The 22,472-nt window shown below is 38.9% G+C and carries 20 protein-coding genes and 1 other annotated feature (1 of these 21 only partly in view); of the genes, 16 read left to right on the top strand and 4 right to left on the bottom strand.

The features are described from left to right. Nucleotides 1-35: 35 nt before the first annotated feature. The 5 genes from adh (at nucleotide 36) to ACQKOF_RS06065 (ending at nucleotide 5,185) form a co-directional block, all read left to right on the top strand. Nucleotides 36-1,556, top strand: a complete 1,521-nt coding sequence (gene adh / locus ACQKOF_RS06085) for an aldehyde dehydrogenase (RefSeq protein ID WP_427554593.1) — start codon at nucleotides 36-38, stop codon at nucleotides 1,554-1,556. 21 nt (nucleotides 1,557-1,577) lie between these two features. Beyond that, nucleotides 1,578-1,937: a DUF779 domain-containing protein gene (locus tag ACQKOF_RS06080; protein ID WP_370043911.1), complete on the top strand. Its 360-nt coding sequence runs from the start codon at nucleotides 1,578-1,580 to the stop codon at nucleotides 1,935-1,937. A 268-nt stretch (nucleotides 1,938-2,205) separates the two neighbouring features. Next, nucleotides 2,206-3,168, top strand: coding sequence for a DUF4003 family protein (locus ACQKOF_RS06075; protein ID WP_427554591.1), 963 nt, complete (start codon nucleotides 2,206-2,208; stop codon nucleotides 3,166-3,168). Nucleotides 3,169-3,210: 42 nt separating this feature from the next. Beyond that, nucleotides 3,211-4,638 carry an aldehyde dehydrogenase family protein gene (locus ACQKOF_RS06070; protein WP_427554589.1) on the top strand — a complete coding sequence of 476 codons (1,428 nt, stop codon included), beginning with the start codon at nucleotides 3,211-3,213 and terminating at the stop codon, nucleotides 4,636-4,638. A 67-nt stretch (nucleotides 4,639-4,705) separates the two neighbouring features. After that, nucleotides 4,706-5,185: an acyl-CoA thioesterase gene (locus tag ACQKOF_RS06065; RefSeq protein WP_427554587.1), complete on the top strand. Its 480-nt coding sequence runs from the start codon at nucleotides 4,706-4,708 to the stop codon at nucleotides 5,183-5,185. A gap of 48 nt (nucleotides 5,186-5,233) precedes the next feature. On the opposite strand, the gene ACQKOF_RS06060 is transcribed toward ACQKOF_RS06065, so the two are convergent. Further along, nucleotides 5,234-6,544 (bottom strand): protoglobin domain-containing protein, encoded by a 1,311-nt coding sequence (locus tag ACQKOF_RS06060; protein ID WP_427554585.1) that lies wholly within the window; start codon nucleotides 6,542-6,544, stop codon nucleotides 5,234-5,236. A gap of 294 nt (nucleotides 6,545-6,838) precedes the next feature. On the opposite strand from ACQKOF_RS06060, the gene ACQKOF_RS06055 reads away from it, so the two are divergent. Next, nucleotides 6,839-7,048, top strand: a complete 210-nt coding sequence (locus ACQKOF_RS06055) for a hypothetical protein (protein WP_427554583.1) — start codon at nucleotides 6,839-6,841, stop codon at nucleotides 7,046-7,048. A 169-nt stretch (nucleotides 7,049-7,217) separates the two neighbouring features. On the opposite strand, the gene corA is transcribed toward ACQKOF_RS06055, so the two are convergent. Both corA and ACQKOF_RS06045 read right to left on the bottom strand, forming a co-directional pair. Further along, the gene (corA, locus tag ACQKOF_RS06050; RefSeq protein WP_427554581.1) at nucleotides 7,218-8,177 is read right to left on the bottom strand and encodes a magnesium/cobalt transporter CorA; all 960 of its coding nucleotides are present in this window, start codon (nucleotides 8,175-8,177) and stop codon (nucleotides 7,218-7,220) included. A 52-nt stretch (nucleotides 8,178-8,229) separates the two neighbouring features. Then, nucleotides 8,230-8,913, bottom strand: coding sequence for a class I SAM-dependent methyltransferase (locus ACQKOF_RS06045; RefSeq protein ID WP_427554579.1), 684 nt, complete (start codon nucleotides 8,911-8,913; stop codon nucleotides 8,230-8,232). Between the two features lie 122 nt (nucleotides 8,914-9,035). Here ACQKOF_RS06045 and ACQKOF_RS06040 point away from each other — a divergent pair, with 122 nt between their 5' ends. The 8 genes from ACQKOF_RS06040 (at nucleotide 9,036) to ispD (ending at nucleotide 18,092) form a co-directional block, all read left to right on the top strand. Continuing rightward, nucleotides 9,036-9,341, top strand: a complete 306-nt coding sequence (locus tag ACQKOF_RS06040; protein ID WP_427554577.1) for a DUF4870 domain-containing protein — start codon at nucleotides 9,036-9,038, stop codon at nucleotides 9,339-9,341. Between the two features lie 266 nt (nucleotides 9,342-9,607). Further along, a complete protein-coding gene (locus ACQKOF_RS06035; RefSeq protein ID WP_053482840.1) occupies nucleotides 9,608-10,078 on the top strand; it encodes a CtsR family transcriptional regulator in 471 nt (156 codons plus the stop codon). Nucleotides 10,079-10,092: 14 nt separating this feature from the next. Continuing rightward, nucleotides 10,093-10,641, top strand: a complete 549-nt coding sequence (locus tag ACQKOF_RS06030) for a UvrB/UvrC motif-containing protein (RefSeq protein ID WP_370043903.1) — start codon at nucleotides 10,093-10,095, stop codon at nucleotides 10,639-10,641. Then, on the top strand, nucleotides 10,638-11,747 hold the full coding sequence (locus tag ACQKOF_RS06025; RefSeq protein WP_427554574.1) for a protein arginine kinase: 1,110 nt from the start codon (nucleotides 10,638-10,640) through the stop codon (nucleotides 11,745-11,747). The genes ACQKOF_RS06030 and ACQKOF_RS06025 overlap by 4 nt, the downstream gene beginning before the upstream one ends. Beyond that, nucleotides 11,737-14,181: an ATP-dependent Clp protease ATP-binding subunit gene (locus tag ACQKOF_RS06020; RefSeq protein WP_400726432.1), complete on the top strand. Its 2,445-nt coding sequence runs from the start codon at nucleotides 11,737-11,739 to the stop codon at nucleotides 14,179-14,181. Before ACQKOF_RS06025 ends, ACQKOF_RS06020 begins: the two co-directional genes overlap by 11 nt. A gap of 424 nt (nucleotides 14,182-14,605) precedes the next feature. Further along, a complete protein-coding gene (gene radA / locus ACQKOF_RS06015) occupies nucleotides 14,606-15,982 on the top strand; it encodes a DNA repair protein RadA (protein ID WP_427554571.1) in 1,377 nt (458 codons plus the stop codon). A 316-nt stretch (nucleotides 15,983-16,298) separates the two neighbouring features. Next, nucleotides 16,299-17,384, top strand: a complete 1,086-nt coding sequence (locus tag ACQKOF_RS06010; protein WP_427554569.1) for a PIN/TRAM domain-containing protein — start codon at nucleotides 16,299-16,301, stop codon at nucleotides 17,382-17,384. A 12-nt stretch (nucleotides 17,385-17,396) separates the two neighbouring features. Further along, nucleotides 17,397-18,092 (top strand): 2-C-methyl-D-erythritol 4-phosphate cytidylyltransferase, encoded by a 696-nt coding sequence (gene ispD, locus ACQKOF_RS06005; protein ID WP_427554775.1) that lies wholly within the window; start codon nucleotides 17,397-17,399, stop codon nucleotides 18,090-18,092. A gap of 219 nt (nucleotides 18,093-18,311) precedes the next feature. Here ispD and ACQKOF_RS06000 read toward each other — a convergent pair whose 3' ends face one another. Then, complete coding sequence (locus ACQKOF_RS06000) at nucleotides 18,312-19,970, bottom strand: SWIM zinc finger family protein (RefSeq protein WP_427554567.1); 1,659 nt, start codon at nucleotides 19,968-19,970, stop codon at nucleotides 18,312-18,314. A 276-nt stretch (nucleotides 19,971-20,246) separates the two neighbouring features. Here ACQKOF_RS06000 and ispF point away from each other — a divergent pair, with 276 nt between their 5' ends. Beyond that, nucleotides 20,247-20,723, top strand: a complete 477-nt coding sequence (gene ispF / locus ACQKOF_RS05995; RefSeq protein ID WP_427554773.1) for a 2-C-methyl-D-erythritol 2,4-cyclodiphosphate synthase — start codon at nucleotides 20,247-20,249, stop codon at nucleotides 20,721-20,723. A 91-nt stretch (nucleotides 20,724-20,814) separates the two neighbouring features. Further along, nucleotides 20,815-22,275 carry a glutamate--tRNA ligase gene (gltX, locus tag ACQKOF_RS05990; RefSeq protein ID WP_427554565.1) on the top strand — a complete coding sequence of 487 codons (1,461 nt, stop codon included), beginning with the start codon at nucleotides 20,815-20,817 and terminating at the stop codon, nucleotides 22,273-22,275. 50 nt (nucleotides 22,276-22,325) lie between these two features. Then, nucleotides 22,326-22,472 (top strand) — a binding site (T-box leader) (it continues 72 nt past the right edge of the window).

Here is a 22,472-nt window from a genome sequence, read left to right as displayed (position 1 = left end):
TTTTCTCATTATTTTGTGTAAAGGGGAGAAGTAAGATGGTTTATGCATTTCCAAACACTGAAGGGTCGGTAGTTCAATTCAAAGAGAAATATGATAATTACATTGGTGGGGAATGGACATCTCCAGTGAAAGGACAATACTTTGACAATGTTACACCTGTTACTGGACAAGTTTTTACACAAGTAGCTCGTTCTACTGCTGAGGATATTGAACTTGCACTTGATGCAGCGCATGCCGCAAAAGATGTATGGGGAAAAACATCCGCAACAGAGCGCGCAAACATTTTACTTAAAATTGCGGACCGCATAGAACAAAACTTAGAAAAGTTAGCCGTTGCCGAAACATGGGATAACGGAAAAGCGGTACGTGAGACATTAAATGCAGATATCCCTCTTGCAGTTGATCATTTCCGTTATTTTGCAGGAGCTTTACGTGCTCAAGAAGGCGCAGTAAGCCAAATCGATAATGATACTGTCGCGTATCATTTCCATGAGCCAATTGGGGTAGTAGGTCAAATTATCCCTTGGAACTTCCCGTTATTAATGGCTGTTTGGAAGTTAGCACCTGCACTTGCAGCTGGAAACTGTGTAGTGTTAAAACCTGCAGAGCAAACACCAACTTCGATTATGGTGCTCGTTGAATTAATAGAAGATTTATTGCCAGCAGGTGTACTAAATGTTGTCAATGGCTTTGGCTTAGAGGCAGGGAAGCCGCTAGCATCGAATCCACGCATCGGTAAAATTGCCTTTACTGGTGAGACAACGACAGGTCGCTTAATTATGCAATATGCTTCACAAAACCTTATTCCAGTTACATTAGAATTGGGCGGCAAATCGCCAAACATTTTCTTTGAGGATATTATGGACGAAGATGATGCCTTTTTAGATAAAGCAGTTGAGGGCTTTGTATTATTCGCATTAAACCAAGGTGAAGTATGTACATGTCCTTCTCGTGCATTAATTCAAGAATCTATTTACGATAAATTTATGGAGCGTGCCCTACAGCGTGTTGAAGCGATTAAAGTTGGGAATCCACTTGATCCGAATACGATGATGGGTGCGCAAGCTTCAAGTGAGCAAATGGAAAAAATCCTTTCTTATTTAGATATTGGTAAGCAAGAAGGTGCCGAATGTCTAATTGGAGGAGAGAAAAATAATGTAGGATCAGGCTTTGAAAATGGTTACTACATTAAGCCAACTGTCTTCAAAGGACACAATAAAATGCGTGTTTTCCAGGAAGAAATTTTCGGGCCAGTTGTTGCTGTAACAACATTCAAAACAAAAGAAGAAGCGTTAGAAATTGCGAATGACACATTATACGGTCTTGGTGCAGGTGTATGGACACGTGATATGAATACAGCTTATCGCTTCGGTCGTGGTATTCAAGCAGGACGTGTTTGGACAAACTGCTACCATGCTTATCCTGCACATGCAGCGTTCGGTGGCTATAAAATGTCGGGTGTTGGTCGTGAAAACCATAAGATGATGTTAGCTCACTATCAACAAACGAAAAACCTATTAGTTAGCTACAGCGAAAACAAACTTGGTTTCTTCTAATCAATAGGGAGGTGCATGAGCGTGGTTGAGCGTGTTATAGCAACAGAAGAAGCGCTAGCACTAATCGAATTATTGAAAGAAAAGCATGGACCCGTAATATTTCATCAATCAGGTGGATGCTGCGACGGCTCTTCGCCGATGTGTTATCCAGAGGGCGACTTACTATTAGGTGATCAAGATGTTCGCCTAGGAGAGATTGGTGGTGCTCCCTTCTATATGCATAAAAATCAATATGACTATTGGAAGCATACACAAATAATCTTGGACGTTGTCGATGGTAGAGGTGGTATGTTTTCACTTGAAGGCGTTGAAGGTAAACGATTCTTAACAAGATCGAGAGCCTTTTCAACAGAGGAGCTAAAGGAATTAGGGTTAATTTAAAGCTTTTATGGACAGCGGCAAAAAACATTGCCGCTGTTTTTCTATGTTAATTTTTGCGAAGTTTAGCTATATTGCTGTTTGATACAAGGCTTTCGCACAAAAAACATCTGCTGCCGCTACGCTTTCGCACAGACAAAACACGCTGCTGCCGCTTCGTTAGCACTACGCTAGACGGAATGGAAATCACTCCCCGTTATGGTGATGAGCCAAAATGGATGAATCCTTTTTTTGTTTTATTACGTAAATATGGAAAAGGAGCGTGTTAAACATGGACTTTGTAATGATTGAAAATCAGTTTACAAATACGGTGGAGGATGTCTCGAAGGCTGTTGGGCGGATGGTAGATCGTAAAATTGTGTTAGCCATTGCTAGCAAATATGTGGCATCTGGAAAACTTTTTGATTCCGTTAAATATAAAGAAGTATTACAAGAAATGAAAAAGCAAACGTCATGGACATCTCCGTTAAGAACAACGGTAGGTTATAGTATTGCTGCAAATTTGATGGAGCAAGAGGATACAGAACAAGCAGTAAAAAATTTACTGAACAACGTTGACATAATGAAGGAAGCAAAATTTAGAAGTGGGAATTTTAGTTTTATTGGTGCACAGTTTTTAACGGAAGAGGAAAGTGAGAAACGTGCACATGCACAGGCAGCACGTGCATTATTTGATGCAATACGTAAACATCATAAGTTTTTAACGTCATACGATGATATTCCTTATGCAGTATTGTTAAGTAGCCCATCTGATGATGTTGAGCTACGTGCGGAAACAATGCATCGTTATTATAAAGAATTACGTACGTATAATTTTAATGCGGGTAATGAGCTTCAATGGCTATCGCAAGTACTGACTTTCTTATCACCTCAATACGATAATAAGCTAGTGCCAAATGTTGTGACAATCCGTGATACATTAAAAAATCAGGATGTAAAGGTTAAGACGATGCACTATCCATTACTTGGCTTTTTAGCAATCCTTGAAGTGAATCAAGTACAGCTTCAACAGATTGTTGATTTATATGATGAGCTAAAGGGTATGAAACTTTTAAAATGGCATCGTGAATTTGTGTTATTTATGGCCCTACAAATTACAATTTATGATATGGTGCAGGTGCAACAATCCTTATCGATGACGATCATGTCATCTATTGAATTATTGATTCAAGCACAGCAAGCGGCGATGTTCGCGGCAGTTAGTGCAGCAGCTGTAGCATCAAGCTCTTCGTGATAAAATAAAGAAGAACTTGATTTTTGGAGGTGCATTTGAAGGATGAAGGAAACAAAGCTTTGGATTAATGGCCAGTGGCAGAACGCAAAGGCAACATATGAGTTGAAATCACCCTATAGTGGTGAGGTTATTGCAAAGGTAGCTAAGGCGTCAATTTCTGACGTTGAGCAAGCAATAGAAGGTGCACAGGAGGCATTCCAAACGTTTAAAAAGACAACAGCCTACGAACGTGCCGAAATATTATATAAAGTGGTCGACATCATGCGCCAGCGTAAAGAGGAATTAGCTGAAATTTTGGCCTTAGAGGCGAGTAAGCCAATATCAGCAGGTTTAACTGAAATAGAACGCACAATAGCAACCTATCAATTTGCTGCGGAGGGTGCTAAGCAAGCAAAGGGTGAAATGGTACCGATGGATGCTGCACCCGGGGCAGGGGATCGTATTGGCTGGACAAAACGAGAACCTCTAGGTGTAATTTCAGCCATTGCACCATTTAATTTTCCATTTAATTTAGTGGCACATAAATTAGGTCCTGCTTTTGCAGTAGGAAATACAGTAGTCTTAAAGCCAGCGACGCAAACACCATTAAGTTCGATCGTGATGGCGGAAATTTTCCAGCAAGCGGGGCTACCTAAAGGTGTGCTTCAAATTATTACAGGTAGCGGTGGGGAGCTAAGTGATACACTTGTGACCCACCCGCTTGTGAAAAAGGTAACATTCACGGGAAGCGGTAAGGTTGGATTGGGCATTAAAGAAAAAGTAGGCTTGCGTAAAGTCACTTTAGAACTTGGTTCCAATGCAGCAGTAATTGTCGAGCCATCGACACCAATTGATAAAATTATTTCACGTTGTGTCGGTGGTGCCTTTAATTTTGCTGGGCAAGTTTGTATCTCCTTACAACGTATTTATGTACACTCATCTATTATTGATGAATTTACAAAGGCGTTTGTAGCTGAGACAGAGAAATTAGTGGTAGGTGATCCACTAGATACAAATACGGATGTTAGTGCAATGATTAATCCAAAAGAAGTTGAACGTATTCGTCAATGGATTGAGGAAGCAAAGTCACAAGGTGCGGTAGTTGCAACAGGAGGAATATTTACGGAACGTACTTTAACGCCAACTGTTATGACGAATGTGACAGCGGATATGAAAATTGTTTGTCAGGAAACATTCGCGCCAATCGTCTCAATTGTTTCATATGAAACATTAGACGACGCTATTCGACTAGTGAATGAGTCGGAACTTGGCTTAAATGCTGGAATTTATACGAATGTGTTACAAGATGCATTACGTGCAGCGGATGAAATACAGGCAGGTGCTGTTATTATTAATGATATTCCGACATTCAGGGTTGATAATATGCCATACGGTGGCGTAAAAATGAGTGGCTACGGACGCGAAGGTATTAAGTGGGCAATCGAGGAAATGACAGATATGAAATTTATTACAATGAAAAAATCGTTCTAATTTGCATCAGCTCTTTTTCTGCGATACGATGACGAAAGAACATTCATGAAGGGAAGTTGCAAGAACTATGACAAACAACGCAATACCGATGGGCCAGTCACGTACTGTTCAAACGCGTCTCGTATTACCGCCAGATACAAATAATCACAACTCCATTTTTGGTGGAAGAGTGTTAGCTTATATTGATGAAATTGCCGCTATTACAGCAATGAAGCATGCAAAAGGGCATGTAGTTACAGCCTCTATTGATTCGGTTGATTTTTTATCGGCAGCACATGTAGGAGATATTTTAGAAATTGAAAGTATTGTTTCGTCAACGGGACGTTCTTCAATGGAAGTTTATGTTCGAGTTATTTCGAGAAATATTGAAACTCGTGAGGAAAAATTAACGACTGAGTCCTTTGTAACGATGGTTGCAGTAGATGATGACGGTAACCCTAAGCCAGTTCCAGCAATTTATCCTGAAACAGATGCTGAAAAACGTCTGTTTGAAACCGGCCCTGCAAGAAGAGAACATCGTAAACAAAAACGTGCATTACCGCATTAAAAATGAAAAGGGAAATTGACGTATACTGTCAGTTTCCCTTTTTCGTGCTTACATTTTTAACTCATTTACCACATTAATTAGTGAATCGGAAGAAGAGGAAACTAGTGTAGCCCCTTGTGACAATTCAGTAATCAAGTTAGAGATTGCTGAAATATCTCTTGATGTATTTACATACTGCTGTTGAATTCCGGAAACAGCATCGGCGATATCATTAAATGATTTAGATAAACTGTTTTGTGTATCTACGCTATGTTGAATCTTTTGATCAACGTTAATAACTGAATTCGACATTGTTGTAATATTACTTTCTGTTTCTTTAATAAGATGAGAAACATTTTGTACCGCATTTTTTGTTTCTTCTGCAAGTTTACGAACTTCCTCCGCAACTACTGCAAAGCCTTTACCATGCTCCCCTGCACGGGCTGCCTCGATAGAAGCATTCAATGCTAATAAGTTAGTTTGATCAGCAATTCCTGTAACCAGCCCTACAATCTCTGATATTTTTTGAGAAGATGTGCGTAACTGGTTCATCGTCACTTCGAGACTGTTTACGCTTTGCAAAATAACCTGTATTAAATCATTTTGATCTTGTAGCTGCTGCTGTCCACGTCTGGATTTTTCCTGTGTATCAGCAACGAAAGTTAAGCCTTGTTTAGTAGCTACTGCGATATCATCTGTTTGAGAAGAAATGACTAATAAAGAAGCGGCTGTTTCTTCACTAATCTCATTGAGTTCCTCTGCCGTTTTTTGAATGGTAGTAACAAGTGCATGTTTTGTGTCATCAGCTGCTGCACGAATGCGTTCTTCTTCTTTTTCATAGGCTTCGATTACAAGCTGCTGCTCGAAGTTAATGATTTTGCAAAAGGCATTGATAGCGCGTATTGCATCATGTTTCGATATATCTAACTCATTTGTAAAGCGTGTAAATGTCGTTGTTAATGACTGGAATGAGGCGATATACCACTTCGATTGAAGACCAATTCGAACATGGACTTCGGCGATTGCCTTCCGTTCATCAATATAAGAGTCATTAATATGACTTTCGAAAATATCACTCAAATGCTTATGTAAAGTAACTTTTAAACGATCGATTTGTGACGTTCTGTTTATAATATCTAACAAATCTTGGCTCAAACTAATGGCTGCATAAAATTGATCCACCATTTCAGGGACTAAATCCTTAGCTAAAGGCTGTAGTTGTTTAATGATGGCTAAATCCTCAATTGTTAAATCTAAAAGTTGCAACTGTTTTTGAAGTTTTGGATGGTTTGATACATCCAATTGTACGTTGTTCTTATAATTTTCAGGTGCTAATGTAATTGAGTAGCTAGAATCGTTCTTTTTTGTAAACCAACTCATTGTTGTTTGCTCCATTCTTTATAAATGCATAGTAAGATATAAAAAATCGAATTGCTTGGTTTGTTAATTTGCGAAAAATATGGTATTTAGTCTATTCTACTATTTTTTGTAGTAAATTTGGTTAAAATTTTAGTTTATTTCTTTATTTTTTTATAGGCATTATAGAGGATTGTCGATTAAAAGTCATGAAATAGACTATTAAAAAGGTAATAGGTAAATTGAATTTGAAATTGGAAACCTGTAAAATACGAACTGTTTAGATTGAACGTAACAATAGTTTTGAGGAGGTATTACATGGAGAAGAAACGTTTCAAATTTGTTATTCCGGTTATGGTAATTGTAGCAATTGGATCGGTTTATATGTTACGAAACTACTATGCTGAAGTACCAGAATTAGATCAACTATTAATTACTATCTGTGCAACATTAGTATCTGGGGTTCTCGCATACTTTTTATTTCCACAGCAAGGCGAACATAAAATTGATGATCGCGGTCCTTACTAACAGTAAAAAGGCACCTTAGAAAAATCTCTAAGGTGCCTTCAGCTTGTCGACAAAAGAATGAATATAAGCTGATTTCCAAACCGAGTGGACGCTTTTCCACGAGCTAGGCTTCAATTTCCACATCATCTGTGACGTTGGTCCCAAAGGAATCGCTATAGCAACATCACTATTAAGGTTTAAATAAACCGAACCATCCTTTAAGTTTAAAGACTCCCAACATAAATAAAACGATAAGAATCATAATTGCGAGTACAATAAAGTAGCTATATTTTCCGTGTAGCTCTGGCATATAGTCAAAATTCATTCCATAAACACCGGCAATGAATGTTAGGGGAATGAAGATTGTTGAAACAATTGTTAAGGTCATCATGATGCCATTCATGCGACTAGAGCTCATTGCCATATAGCTATCACGCATATCAGCAGTGAGCTCACGGTTGGATTCGATCATTTCGGTGAGTTTAAGCAGATGGTCGTAAATATCTCCGAAATAAGCTCGTTCTGATTTCTTAAGTGAAAATCGGTAAGAGTTAAGGATACGATATAATAGATCACGCATTGGTAAAATGGTGCGTCGTAGATCAAGCAAATCACTACGGAATTCAAACACGACTTTCATAGCATGGGGGTTACTTTGATAGGTAAGCTCATCTTCTAGTGCATTTAAATGATCCTCAATCTTATAGACAAGAGGGAAATAGCTATCAACGATTTTATCGATTACCTGGTATGTTAAATATACTGTGCCGCGTTCCCAATTCTTTGGCTGTTTTTCTAACATCATTTGTACTCGATCTATTTCCGGAGCTATGTTTTTATGAAATGTGACAATGAATTTATTAGAAACAAAAATGTTTACTTCCTCAGCTGTTAATTCTTCGTTAACTCTTTGGATAACAAAGAAATGGAAATCATCATAAAAATCGAGCTTTGGCCGCTGTAAACGCATTAAACAATCTTCTATAGCGAGTGGATGAAAATGAAAAAATGTATCTAACAGTAGTTCTTCCTCATCGGTCGGGCAATTAAAATCAACCCAGTACCATTCAAATTCATTTTTGTGTATATCTTCAAGCGGAAAGTCCTTTATAAGCTTTTGGTCTTTTGTAATTCCAATTGTGCGTATCACAGCATTCACCTCAATTCTGTTCATCCTATCCTAACAGGTGTATATATCTTCACTAGATATGTTCTTTAAAACATATCCAACCACCAAACAAAGTAGTAGCAAAGAATCTAGATGGTTTTGTAAAGCCTGCCTGCTGTAATAGTGATAAAATGTCCTCTTCACGCATAAATGAAAGAGAACGTATGGATTTCTCCATTTCTGCTACGTCTGATGGTGATAGCTTTGTATGCTGTAGCCAATAAGCACGCCATAAATCAAATTGTAGCTCAGTTTCTAAGGAACCGGGTTGCCCGTATTTTGAGACGAGGACAAATGGGGCACCAGGCTTTAAATTATTCGCTATTTCTTTTAATGTTGCAAGCTTCTCTTGATCATCTTGTATAAAATGAAGCACTAATACACAGCTTGCTGCATCAAACTTCACTGCAGGTAGCTGAGTATCTAGTATAGTTCCTTGATATAAAGAAATATTATTAGGTATGGATTTTAAACGTTCACCAGCTATTTGTAGCATCGCTTCCGATGGATCTATGCCAACAAATGACCAATGAGGTCTTTCCTCAGCGAGCTGTAAAATTTCATTACCGCTTCCGGAGCCAACTACTAAAAATTCAGCTTTTTCATGTAACGCACATTGGTAAAAGGTTTGTGTTAAACGTAGCAATGCATCATAGCTAGGTAGCGTGCGACGAATACCTTTTTCGTATTCATTTGCAAGTTTGTTATTAAATTCCATCGAGTATCACATGCCTTTCAAAAATAATTTATAAATCCAATTTATATTTGAAACTATTTAAGGAATAAGTCCGTAAATAGTAGTACATAAAATAAAAAAATTAAATGGAAGGGTTGATATAAATGGAAACTAAATGGTCTAAGGTAATCATACACGCAAGTGCGTTTTTTGCGCCATGGTTAGTACCAATTATATTTTTCTTAATTGGTTCGGATGAAGAGGTTAAGAGTATTTCTGTGCAAGCTTTATTGTTCCAAGTTGTGATGATAGTGTTACTTACAATTTCGGGTATTTTCAGCTTCCTAATCATTGGTATACCGTTCTTGATTGTATTTGGCATTATGTATTTTATTGCACCAATTATCGGTATTGTGAAGGCTTTATCTGATGAGCCTTGGCGTTATCCAATTGTTGGTCGCTGGGTATAATTTTTATAGACGCAAGTATATGCTAGTTGCATATGCTTGCGTTTTTTCTATTGTTGAAAAGGGTATCTTATAGCTAAGGACAAACGCTTTAACTTCTTTCAGCGGAATTCTCCCACCTCTATAGGTGGTGAGATGACGCCGAGGCATAATTGATTTTTTTTCTGTGTGCGGATTAATTGCAATTATTTTCAAGCGTTTTGTATAATATACTCAAAGAAAGTCAAAGATAGTCAAAGTCAGTGGAGTAAGCGAGGTGTATTCCTAAAATGCGTAATATATCAGACATCATAGAAGGCTACTTAAAGCAAGTACTTGAATTAGGTGGAGAAGGGCATATTGAAATAAAACGTAGTGAAATTGCAGATAAATTTCAATGCGTGCCCTCACAAATAAATTATGTAATTAATACAAGATTTACTGCCGAACGAGGGTACCTTGTTGAAAGCAAACGTGGTGGTGGTGGATACATTCGAATTTTACGTGTCCGCGCGAATTCACAAATTGATCTAATCGATGATGTCCTCAGGCAAATAGACGGTGGAGCATCACAAACAATGGCAGAAGATTTAGTTTATCGACTAATTGATGAGCAGGTAATTTCAAAGCGAGAAGCGAAAATAATGTTAGCAGCAGTTGATCGCTCAACTATCGATTTGCAACTCCCGCTACGGGATAACATTCGAGCAAAAATTTTACGAGCGATGCTAACAACGATTAAATATGAACAGCAAAAATAAAAGAGGTGATGGAAATGATATGCGAACATTGTAAGCAGCGTAATGCGACAGTTACCGTAACACAAGTTCAAAGTGGTCAAAAGGTGGAGCACCATTATTGTGACGTCTGCGCCTCGCAGTTCCATCCATTTCATGCTGAATTTAAGCAAGAGCCAATATCTATTCAACAGCTATTATCCAATTGGTTTGGCTCACCTACATGGCAGCAACAAAAAGTGGGTGAAAAACAGCAAGCACAACCACAACCGCAAACATGTCCACAATGTGGATTTACGTATAAACAATTTTTAAAAGAAGGTAAATTCGGATGCCCTAGCTGCTATGACACCTTTAGTGAGCATTTACCGAAGCTATTTAACCGTATACAGGCAGGTCCTCAACATATAGGGAAAATGCCCGGTGCTCGAAATAATGTTCATGTCATCAAAAAGCAAATTGAAGATATACGTAAACGTATGAGGATTGCTGTAGATGAAGAACAATTTGAAGAGGCAGCTAAGCTTCGTGATGAAGTGAGGGAACTTGAGAAGCAGCTACAATTTGAAGGTGGTGATGTGTCGTGATGATTGAACCGTTTTTAGAGCGTGCTACACCAATGTGGATGAGTGTGGAGGACGATTATTCAGATATTGTCATTAGTACACGCATCCGTCTTGCTCGAAATTTAGATGGTTATCGTTTTCCATTAGCCTTTACAGAGGATGAAGCATTACAGGTGGAACAGGCAGTTACACATGCAATCAAGGACAGTACAGAACTTCGAGAAAATTATTCATATTTTGCTATTAAAGATTTAACGTCTTTACAGCGTCAAATACTTGTAGAAAAACATTTAATTAGTCCTCAGCTTGCAAAGAAAGAGCGAGATGGTTCCATGCTCTTATCTGATGACGAATCAACTAGCATTATGGTGAACGAAGAAGATCATTTACGCATTCAATGTATGACGGCGAGTTTTCAACTTCAAAAGGCTTACGAGCAGGCCAATAAAATAGATCGTGCCTTAGAGAAAGCTTTGCCTTATGCATTTCGAGATACATTTGGTTATTTAACAAGTTGCCCGACAAATATTGGTACTGGTTTGCGAGCATCCGTCATGATGCACCTGCCAGCCCTTACACTTACGGGTCAGATGAATCAAATTATGAATGCAATGACGCGATTAGGAATGACGGTAAGAGGAATATATGGAGAGGGTAGCGAAAATATAGGGAATGTTTACCAAGTGTCAAATCAGATTACACTAGGTAAAACAGAGGATGATATTTTAGCGGACATCCAAAGTGTCGCTGAAAAAATAATTCAAAAAGAACGGCATGCAAGAGGAAAGTTAATGGAAAAAGCAGAACTTGCCTTAGAAGACCGTGTATACCGTGCTTTAGGTACTTTAACACATGCTCGAATTTTAACGAGTGAGGAAGCTGCTACTTGTCTATCCAATGTTCGTTTAGGGGTAGATTTACAGTTAATTGAAGGTATTAAAGCGACCAAATTAAACGAATGTGTAGTCAGTATGCAGCCTGGATTTTTACAGAATTATGCAGGGGACGTTTTGCCGCCTGCTGAGCGAGATCGCGTACGAGCTGAAATGCTTCGTGAGGCACTATCTCGAGAAAATATGAGTAAGCCTATTATTCGGGGAAAAGGAGAGGATTCATTTGATGTTTAATCGTTTTACACAACGCGCGCAAAAAGTATTACAGCTTGCACAAGAAGAGGCAATTCGTTGGAAACACGAATCAATCGGAACAGAGCATATTCTATTAGGGCTTATCCGTGAAGGTGGCGGTATTGCTGCAAAAGCATTAGAAGCCATTGATATTAGTCCTCAAATGATTGAAGCAGGTATTGAAGAGCTAGTAGGGAAAGGTAAAGAGGATGTTGGTCCAATAGTCCATTACACACCTCGAGCTAAAAAAGTAATAGAACTATCAGTCGATGAATCACGTAAATTAGGTCATTCCTATATCGGCACAGAGCATTTACTATTAGCGCTTATTCGTGAAGGTGAAGGTATAGCGGCCCGTGTATTAAATAATGCTGGTGTCGGATTGAATAAGGCTCGTCAGCAAGTGCTATTGTTATTAGGCAATAACGATAATGCTCAATCTGGTCAACAAGCTGCACAGGCTGCCAATACACCAACATTAGATAGCCTTGCGCGTGATTTAACGCAAATTGCTCGTGAAGGCACTTTAGATCCGGTCATTGGTCGAAGCAAGGAAATTACACGTGTTATCGAGGTTCTATCTCGCCGTACAAAAAATAACCCTGTATTAATCGGGGAGCCAGGTGTTGGTAAAACAGCTATTGCTGAAGGCTTAGCGCAGCAAATTATTAATAATGAAGTGCCAGAAATTCTTCGTGATAAACGTGTTATGACACTTGATATGGGAACGGTTGTTGCTGGAACAAAATATCGTGGTGAGTTTGAGGATCGCTTGAAAAAAGTAATGGATGAAATCCGCCAAGCAGGAAATGTTATTTTATTTATCGATGAATTGCATACATTGATCGGTGCAGGTGGTGCCGAAGGTGCCATTGATGCGTCAAATATTTTAAAACCATCTTTAGCACGTGGCGAACTTCAATGTATTGGTGCAACGACACTAGATGAGTATCGTAAATATATTGAGAAGGATGCGGCATTAGAGCGCCGTTTCCAACCAATTCAAGTTGATGAGCCAACTGTAGAAGAAGCGATTCTAATTATTCAAGGCTTACGTGATCGTTATGAAGCACATCATCGTGTGAAAATTACAGATGAAGCAATTGAAGCGGCAGCAAAAATGAGTGATCGATATATTTCTGATCGTTTCTTACCAGATAAGGCGATTGACTTAATCGATGAGGCGGGTTCTAAAGTACGCTTACGCTCATTCGCAGTGCCACCAAACTTAAAGGCACTTGAAGATAAGCTTGAAAATGTGCGCTCTGAAAAGAATGCAGCTGTTTCAGGTCAAGAATTTGAAAAGGCAGCGTCATTAAGAGATACAGAGCAAAAGCTAAAAGATGAAATTGAAACTACGAGAAAAAATTGGAAGGAAGAACAAGGCAAAGCCGAATCAAAAGTTACAGTGGATGATGTAGCAGCGGTAGTATCTATGTGGACTGGAATTCCAGTATCAAAAATTGCTTCAGAAGAATCTTCTAAGTTATTACAGCTTGAAGAAGAGTTACACAAACGAGTTGTAGGTCAAGGAGAAGCAGTAGAGGCGATTTCTCGCGCAATTCGTCGTGCAAGAGCTGGCTTGAAAGATCCGAAACGACCAATTGGTTCATTTATTTTCTTAGGTCCTACAGGGGTTGGTAAAACAGAGCTTGCTAGAGCATTAGCTGAGGTTATGTTTGGCGATGAGGACGCAATGATTCGCGTTGATATGTCTGAGTACATGGAAAAACATTCGACTTCACGTTTAGTTGGTTCACCTCCAGGCTATGTAGGCTTTGATGATGGCGGTCAACTAACAGAAAAAGTTCGTCGTAAACCGTATTCAGTAGTATTACTAGATGAAATTGAAAAGGCTCATCCAGATGTTTTCAATATCTTACTTCAAGTACTTGAAGATGGCCGTTTAACAGATTCTAAAGGTCGAGTGGTAGATTTCCGCAACACGGTTGTTATTATGACATCAAACGTTGGTGCAGATGCTTTAAAATATCGTAAAAACCTTGGTTTCAATGTAGGTAGTACTGATACGAAGTATAAAGATATGAAAGGTACAATGCTGGAGGAATTGAAAAAAGCATTCCGCCCAGAATTCTTAAACCGTATCGACGAAATGATCGTCTTCCACTCACTAGAAAAAGAACATTTAAAAGAAATCGTAGCAATGATGGCGAATGCTTTAACAAAACGTCTAAAAGAGCAAGACATTTCGTTAGAGTTAACGGATTCGGCTCTTGAGAAAATTGCAGAGGAAGGCTACGATCCTCAATACGGTGCTCGTCCACTACGTCGTGCATTACAAAAACAAGTAGAAGACCGTTTATCGGAAGAACTGCTAAAAGGCAATGTAGAGAAGGGCAACCAAGTTATCATTGATTACGTGAATGATGAGTTTGTTGTGAAGAAAAAAGAGGGAGTTTCTACTTCTAAATAATTCTCCCACAACATGCGATTTAACTTTTTTCAGCAAAAGTCTCCCACCTCTATAGGTGGTGAGATGAATGAGGATTTAAGCTGCTTTTCAGTGGGTGTCCAAATACCCGCTGAAATATAGGAACTCAGTCTAAGAACGCCACGTCCTGTGGCAATGACTGAGTGACCAACATCGTGTTGGCCTAAAGCCTCCGGCGGATGTCATGGAATCGGAAAGGAGTGCTTAGGGGATGTTAGCCTAAAATCATCGCATCCATGCGATAACGGCTAACTGACCTGCATCGTGCAGGCCTAAGCACAAAGCCGATTCCGGACGCAATTATGCCGAGGCATAATTGATTAAGACAGCAAGGCTTTAAGTGCCAAGCTGTCTTTTTTTATGTACAATATTAAATATAAGAACAAATATTCGAGGTGGATGCAATTTGGCAAAGAAAAAAACAAAATTTGTATGCTCAAGCTGTGGCTATGAATCCGCAAAATGGATGGGAAGATGTCCAGGATGTGGAGAATGGAATAAAATGGTTGAAGAGATGGAGGTCGTTGCAAAAGGGCCACGTGGGGCATTCCAACATTCAGCTACGGTTACCCAAAAGGCTCTCCCTATTATGCAGATTGAAGCTGCTGAGGAATCACGAGTTGCAACAGAAATGGGTGAGCTTAACCGAGTGTTAGGTGGCGGCATCGTGCCGGGTTCTCTTGTGTTAATTGGGGGAGATCCTGGGATTGGGAAGTCGACGTTATTATTACAAGTATCTGCGTTGCTATCGAATAAGGGACATCGTGTGCTCTATATTTCTGGTGAGGAATCTATCCGTCAAACAAAGCTACGTGCAGAACGTTTAGGAGTGGTATCACAGGAGCTATATATATATTCTGAGACGAATTTAGAGTTTTTAAATCAGACCATTGACGATGTGCAGCCAAAGTTCGTTATTGTCGATTCTATTCAAACTGTTTTTCATCCGGAGGTAACGAGTGCACCTGGTAGTGTATCACAAGTGCGTGAATGTACCGCAGAACTTATGCGAATTGCAAAAACAAAGGGAATTGCAATTTTTTTAGTGGGACATGTAACAAAAGAGGGACAAATTGCAGGGCCACGTATTTTGGAGCATATGGTCGATACGGTATTGTATTTTGAAGGAGAACGACATCATAATCACCGTATTTTACGCAGCCAAAAAAACCGCTTTGGCTCTACGAATGAAATTGCTATCTTTGAAATGCTTCAAGGGGGCTTAAAGGAAGTGTTAAACCCGTCTGAGTTGTTCTTACAGGAGCGTTCACAGGGGGCGGCAGGGTCAACGATTGTAGCCTCGATGGAAGGTACACGGCCAATTCTAGTTGAAATTCAGTCGCTTGTAACACCAACAAGCTTTAATTATCCAAAACGAATGGCAACGGGTGTCGATCAAAATCGTGTGCAGCTGCTTATGGCAGTCCTTGAAAAGCGAATGGGCCTCATGCTACAGGCACAGGATGCATATATTAAAGTTGCTGGCGGCGTGAAGCTTGATGAGCCTGCAATTGATTTGGCTGTGTTGACAAGCATCGTTTCAAGTTTTAAGGATCAAGCTGTCAGAGCAACGGATTGCTTTATTGGGGAAGTAGGTTTGACAGGCGAGGTGCGTCGTGTATCACGTATTGAACAACGTGTGATTGAGGCAGCAAAGCTCGGATTTAAACGGGTCTTCATACCGGCCTCGAATATCGGTGGATGGGATTTTCCACAAGGTATTGAGATAGTTGGTGTAGAAACGATAAAAGATGCATTGAATGCTTGCTTTAGAGAGCAATAAAGAAGCTTGTGCATGTTGGACAATGTTCTGACATGCACTTTTAATTGCTTTTGTAATTCATAGATAGAAGGTAGGAAACTCTAAGAGGGGTAATGGCGTCTAAGATAACGTCTGTGAAAAGGCTTCTTTAATGCCTAGCAGATGCTTAAGCATTTCTAATTTGAGTGTGAGGGATTTCAATTATTGATTCTTCTCTTTCATTAGAATCGAAATGATCGATCAAAAGAAGAGATTAATGATACTTTGATGGGTTCATAAAAGATTTTCTACAGTAAACTATGTATAATTATATATTAAAAATGGGAGGTGACAGTTTATGAAAAAATTTGTTCAAATTGCTTTTTTACTGATTGGAGGAGCATTAGGCCTTGTTTTCTTACCGCCATTATACGAATTGCTTCATTTATCATCTAATCCTTGGCTGGATAATCCTTACGTATCAGTAGCTTTAGGAGCGCTTTTACTGTTTACATTATCGTTTGCCTTTTCAGATTATTTTGTAAGGCTCATTAGCTGGATGGAAGAGGTGTTATTTAAAGTACCTGTTGGGGATTTATTATTTGGTACACTTGGACTTATTATCGGATTAATCGTTGCTTATTTCTTAGGCTTTGCAATTGATAGTATTGATTTACCGATTATTACAAAGGTTATACCAATTATACTGTCATTTGTGCTTGGATATTTAGGGTTCCGTGTAGGCTTTAAAAAGCGAGATGAATTAATCCAGCTATTTACATTACGGGGTAACAATACGAAGAAAAAATTAACGGAAGGTGTAGAGCCGCAAGAAGCACGAGGAAACTATAAACTGTTAGATACTAGTGTTATTATTGATGGTCGTATTGCAGATATTTCTGAAACCGGCTTTATAGAAGGTACACTAGTTGTACCCCAATTTGTCCTTACTGAGCTCCAGCATATTGCTGATTCTTCGGATACATTAAAGCGTACAAGAGGTCGTCGTGGTTTAGATATTTTAAAGAAATTACAAGATGAGCGTTCGACGAAGGTTGAGATTACTGAAGAGGACTTTGAGGATGTGCAAGAGGTTGACTTAAAGCTAGTACGTCTTGCAAAGAAAAGGGGTAACGATACACAAATTGTTACAAACGACTTTAACCTTAACAAAGTTTGTGAGCTTCACCACGTTAAAGTACTAAACATCAATGATTTAGCAAATGCAGTAAAGCCTGTCGTTATTCCAGGTGAGGATATGCAAGTGATGGTCATTAAAGATGGCAAAGAGCATAATCAAGGGGTTGCTTATTTAGATGATGGCACAATGATTGTTGTTGAAGGTGGACGTAGCTATATAGGACAGGCAATTACGGTAACCGTAACAAGTGTTCTTCAAACATCAGCAGGTCGTATGATTTTTGCTAAACCAAAGGATGACTAGGAAGTGGGAAATGTGCAATATGAAGTAGTGTTGCCTGCTGCGGGAAGCGGAAAGCGAATGGGTGCAGGGCAAAATAAGTTATTTTTAAATCTTTTAGAAAAACCGATCCTCATACACACACTGGAGGTATTTGAACAGGACAGCCAGTGTACAGGTATTTGGCTTGCAGTGAAGCCAGAAGAGCGTGGATTTATTCAAGAAATGCTAGAGAGGTATGGAATTACTAAAGTTAAAGGTTTACCTGATGGTGGTGCAGAGCGACAGCATTCCGTCCATTCGTGCATGAAAGAAATGAAGCAGGTCGATATTGTGCTTGTGCATGATGCTGCGCGTCCATTTATTACGCATGACATTATTGCGAGTCTTGTACAAAGTGCGCATAAATTTGGCGCTGCGATTGCAGGAGTTCGTGCGAAGGATACGATGAAAAAAGTACGCAATGGTGTTATTGAAGAGACTATTGATCGAGAAAGCTTATGGATGATTCAAACTCCACAAGCATTTCAATTTGATTTAATTGTAGAGGCAGAGGATGTAGCTGAGAAGGTAGGCTTCCTTGGCACAGATGAAGCAATGCTTGTTGAACGTCTCGGTCATGAGGTGCATATTGTAGAAAGCAGCTACGAGAATGTAAAGATGACGACGCAAGAGGATTTAGTTTTTGGTGAAGCGATATTGCGTAAACGTGCTTTGAATGCGAGTAGTTGAAGTGAGACAATAGGTAAATGAAAAGGTAGCGGTTAGAGCAGCTAGACAAAATCCCGTAAAGAAGTAGCACTATAACTTCTTACGGGATTTTTATTTTAACTTCTTTCAGATTTTTTCTCTTCTTCTGCTTGACTATGGGCTGTTTCAGCAATGTTCTTAAATGCCTCAATTCCTCAAAATGTAAAGCTGTTAAGCAACTCTTTTTGCAGAGAAAATCCACTATTTCATAATACTTTTTAATTCCTCTATAAAAGCAGACCGTCTTGGGTAAGTTTGCAGTAAATCAGCAATTAACCGTTCTGCTTCTATGGCATAGCCAGCCTTACGCATAATATTGATAGAACGACAGACATCTTTATAATTTTTTCGATTAGTGGAAGATTGAGCATCGATAGTGATGGCGTCAATGAAGAGTGCACAAACTTCTTCATAGTACTGCTTTTTAATGAATTGATAATAGTCCTCTATTCGTGTTGGGTATTCTTTGCAATAGTCTAGAATACGTTTAGTTTGTTGTTCCTCTACAATAAGCCTTGCATATAAGTGCGAATTTGCAAGGCTATTTAATAATTCTTCTAGAACCTCCGGCCATTGATCAGTAGAGTGAAGAGCTTTGAATTCCTTGTAAAAATCATAATCACCCTGTTGTAATAGCGTTAAAGCTAATTCGCGCATCTCTTCTGTATGCCCTAAATGCTGATGAGCTAGAAAGGCATAGCGTTGCCACATGCTCACAATTCCTGGGAGTTGTTGATCTTGCTGAATTCCATCTGCTGTTAATTGTAATATTTTTTCATATTCACCGCGGTTAATGGCAGATTGAATAATTTGTTCACGCATATGGTAGTCCTCAATATGCTTCTCTAAAAATGCCTCTACTTCCTTACTGCTGTATTTATCCTGTAGTAAATGAAGTTCAATCTGTTTTAACTCTTTATTTATATATTGTGCATTCCAATCATCTGATGTACTTTCCATTGAATGAATAAGGGTTTTAAACTGCTCCTCAATATCATCATCCAAGCAAAGAGGAACACAGGCGTGGAGCAAATGAATTCGACAGTCTACCCAACCATCTAAATCGTGTTGCATTGCTTTTTGAATAACAAGTTCATATACTGTTTCATGCTGCTTTTTTGACCAAAGGCTTGTCCCTTCTTCAATTGCTTGATTAATTAATTCAAGACTTTCATTAATGGCATCACCGAAATGACCATCGGAGTCATCACCATATTGTAGTGCCTCTAATGCATATTGGAGGCACAGAAAACTAAGCTCAATAGCTGTAATATGATCCTCTTTGTCGATGTGTTCCTCAGCGTGCTGAAGTGTTGCGTAGACACCTTTTAGCGCTTTCGATGCCCGATGACGTGGGATAAAACCGCTACGCCCCTCTTGCTCAGCTTTTAGATGCTGGACAATTATTTTTTTAGCGGCCTTTACTATATCTGTTGGCTCCATTAGCCGCATTTCTAATTCTTGCAAAAAATTAGGGGAGTTCTTCCCAACTGTTAGAATTAGGCTTATTAAATCTTCTTTTGTTTGTGTTGTTAGCAATTGCTGTAATGTTGATTTTTTTGCTTTAGATGATTTAAATACTGATACAGGAGGATTGTTAAGCTGTTCCTTAATCGCGTATAGCACAGCGGCAATATGCTTGCAATCATCATCGTAAGGGCAGTCACAATTCGCATATGTAATATCGCCATTTGATGTGATGACGACATCTACAGTATACGGTTCAGTTCCTTCAACCTCTGCCTGCCAATTGCTATTGTCAATTTGCATAATATCAATGACATGATTTTTTACATAATAATCGTGCCCACGCTGTACAATTACTTTTTTAAACTGCTTTTCAAAAGTATTGATGTTCATTTTATTCCCGCCTTATCGTATTAGATTAATGCAAGCATAACAAAAAATACGAGGGAAATGAGAGCCCCATATTATATAGCTTTGCCGAGACACTCAATTTCCTAGGAAATATGTTAAAATGTGAGGGTATAATATAGAGTAAATATAAAAGTGAAGGAAGGTGAATGAGACTGCCTTATAAGCTGAATAGAAGCTTTTTAAGTCTGCATATTTTTTGAAGTAAATGAGCTTCAGTTGGTAGATTTTATTTATCTTATTAGACAGTCTCAAAATCATATGTTTCGAGTGGGACAAGGATTTGACGTGCATGCATTTGAAGAAGGGCGTCCATTAATTATTGGTGGTATAACAATTCCTCATGAAAAAGGGTTAGTGGGACATTCAGATGCAGATGTTTTATTACACACTGTAACAGATGCAGCGTTAGGGGCTATTGGTGAGGGAGATATCGGTCGTCATTTCCCAGATACAGACCCCGCGTTCAAGGATGCTGATTCAGCGAAATTATTAGAGCATATTTGGAAAATTGTTGAGGATAAGGGCTATGTTCTAGGTAATGTGGATTGTACGATTATGGCACAACGTCCGAAAATGGCGCCATATATTGAACAAATGCAAAATCGAATTGCAGAATTGCTTCATGCAGAGCCTTCTCAAGTTAATGTTAAAGCAACAACAACTGAGCGTTTAGGTTTTACAGGTCGCGAGGAAGGGATTGCTGCGATGGCGACAATCCTATTGAATAAGAAATAAAAGCAGGCTCTCAGTGCTTTTATTTCCTGTAACAGAGTGGTAAAATGAACAAAGTCAATTTTTTGATCGAAAATTTAGGAGGCTTTTAATTATGGCGAAAGAAGTTCGTGTTCGTTACGCGCCATCCCCTACTGGTTTCTTACATATCGGTGGAGCGCGTACAGCGTTATTTAACTATTTATATGCAAAACATCATAATGGTAAATTCATCGTACGTATTGAGGATACAGATATTGAGCGTAATGTAGAGGGCGGAGAAGCATCTCAGCTAGATAACTTAAAATGGTTAGGTATTGAATATGATGAGTCGATCGATATTGGTGGACCATATGCACCTTATCGTCAAATGGAGCGTCTTGATATTTATAAAGAGCACGCTGAAAAGCTATTAGAGCAAGGTTTAGCTTACAAATGCTTCTGTTCTTCTGAGAAATTAGAAGCGTCTCGTGAAGAACAAAAAGCTCGAGGTGTTGCAGCTCCAACTTATGATGGTACTTGTCGTCATTTATCGGCAGAGGAAGTTGCGGCTAAAGAAGCTGCTGGTGAACCATATACAATTCGTATGCGTGTACCTGAAAGTGTAACATATGAATTTGAGGATTTAGTACGTGGACAAGTATCATTTGAGTCAAAAGATATTGGTGACTGGGTTCTTGTTAAAGCAAATGGTATCCCAACGTATAACTATGCGGTAGTGCTAGATGATCACTTTATGGAAATTTCACATGTATTCCGTGGTGAAGAGCATTTATCGAATACACCAAAACAAATGATGATTTTTGATGCATTCGGATGGGAATATCCACGCTTTGGTCATATGACATTAATCATTAATGAAAACCGTAAAAAATTATCAAAACGTGATGAATCAATTATTCAATTCGTCACACAATATAAAGATTTAGGCTATCTACCTGAAGCGATGTTCAACTTCTTCGCTTTACTTGGCTGGTCTCCTGAAGGGGAAGAAGAGATTTTCTCAAAAGAAGAATTTATTAAAATCTTTGACGAAAAACGTCTTTCAAAATCACCATCTATGTTCGATAAACAAAAGCTTACTTGGATGAATAACCAATATATTAAAAAATTATCTTTAGAAGAAGTAGTGGTATTATCTTTACCGCACTTACAAAAAGCCGGTTTATTACCAGAAGAGTTAACAGAAGAAGAACGTGCATGGGCTACAGATTTAATCGCACTTTATCATGAGCAAATGAGTTTTGGTGCTGAAATTGTAGAACTATCTCGCCTATTCTTTAACGATCATATTGAATATGATGAAGAAGCAAAAGCAGTTTTAGCAGGTGAGCAGGTACCTGAGGTAATGGCTGCATTTAAAGCACAGCTTGAAGGTTTAGAGGAATTTACGCCTGATACTGTCAAAGCTGCTATTAAAGCTGTTCAAAAAGAAACAGGTCACAAAGGTAAAAATCTATTTATGCCAATTCGCGTCGTAACGACGGGTGAAACGCATGGTCCAGAACTTCCGAACGCGATTTGCTTAATTGGCAAACAGAAAATAATTGATCGTGTAGAAAAACTTGCGCAATAAGTAGAAATTGATTGACAATTTATCAGTTCGTTGTAAAATGTATTTACATTGAGAAAGCGTTGATAAGGAGAAGTAAGTGGCGCATGCTCTAAAGAGAGGACCATTACCGGCTGAAAGTGGTCTGAGCCTAGGCAAAACTGAAATGCACCTTTGAGCATAAAGCTGAACAAAAAGTAGGCTTTATCGATTCGTTCCCG

Origin of the sequence: Lysinibacillus sp. NPDC093190 (assembly GCF_050280425.1) — a bacterium.
GTDB lineage: Bacteria > Bacillota > Bacilli > Bacillales_A > Planococcaceae > Lysinibacillus.
Note: the sequence above shows the minus strand (reverse complement) of the source record. Positions and strands in the feature narration are given on the sequence as shown.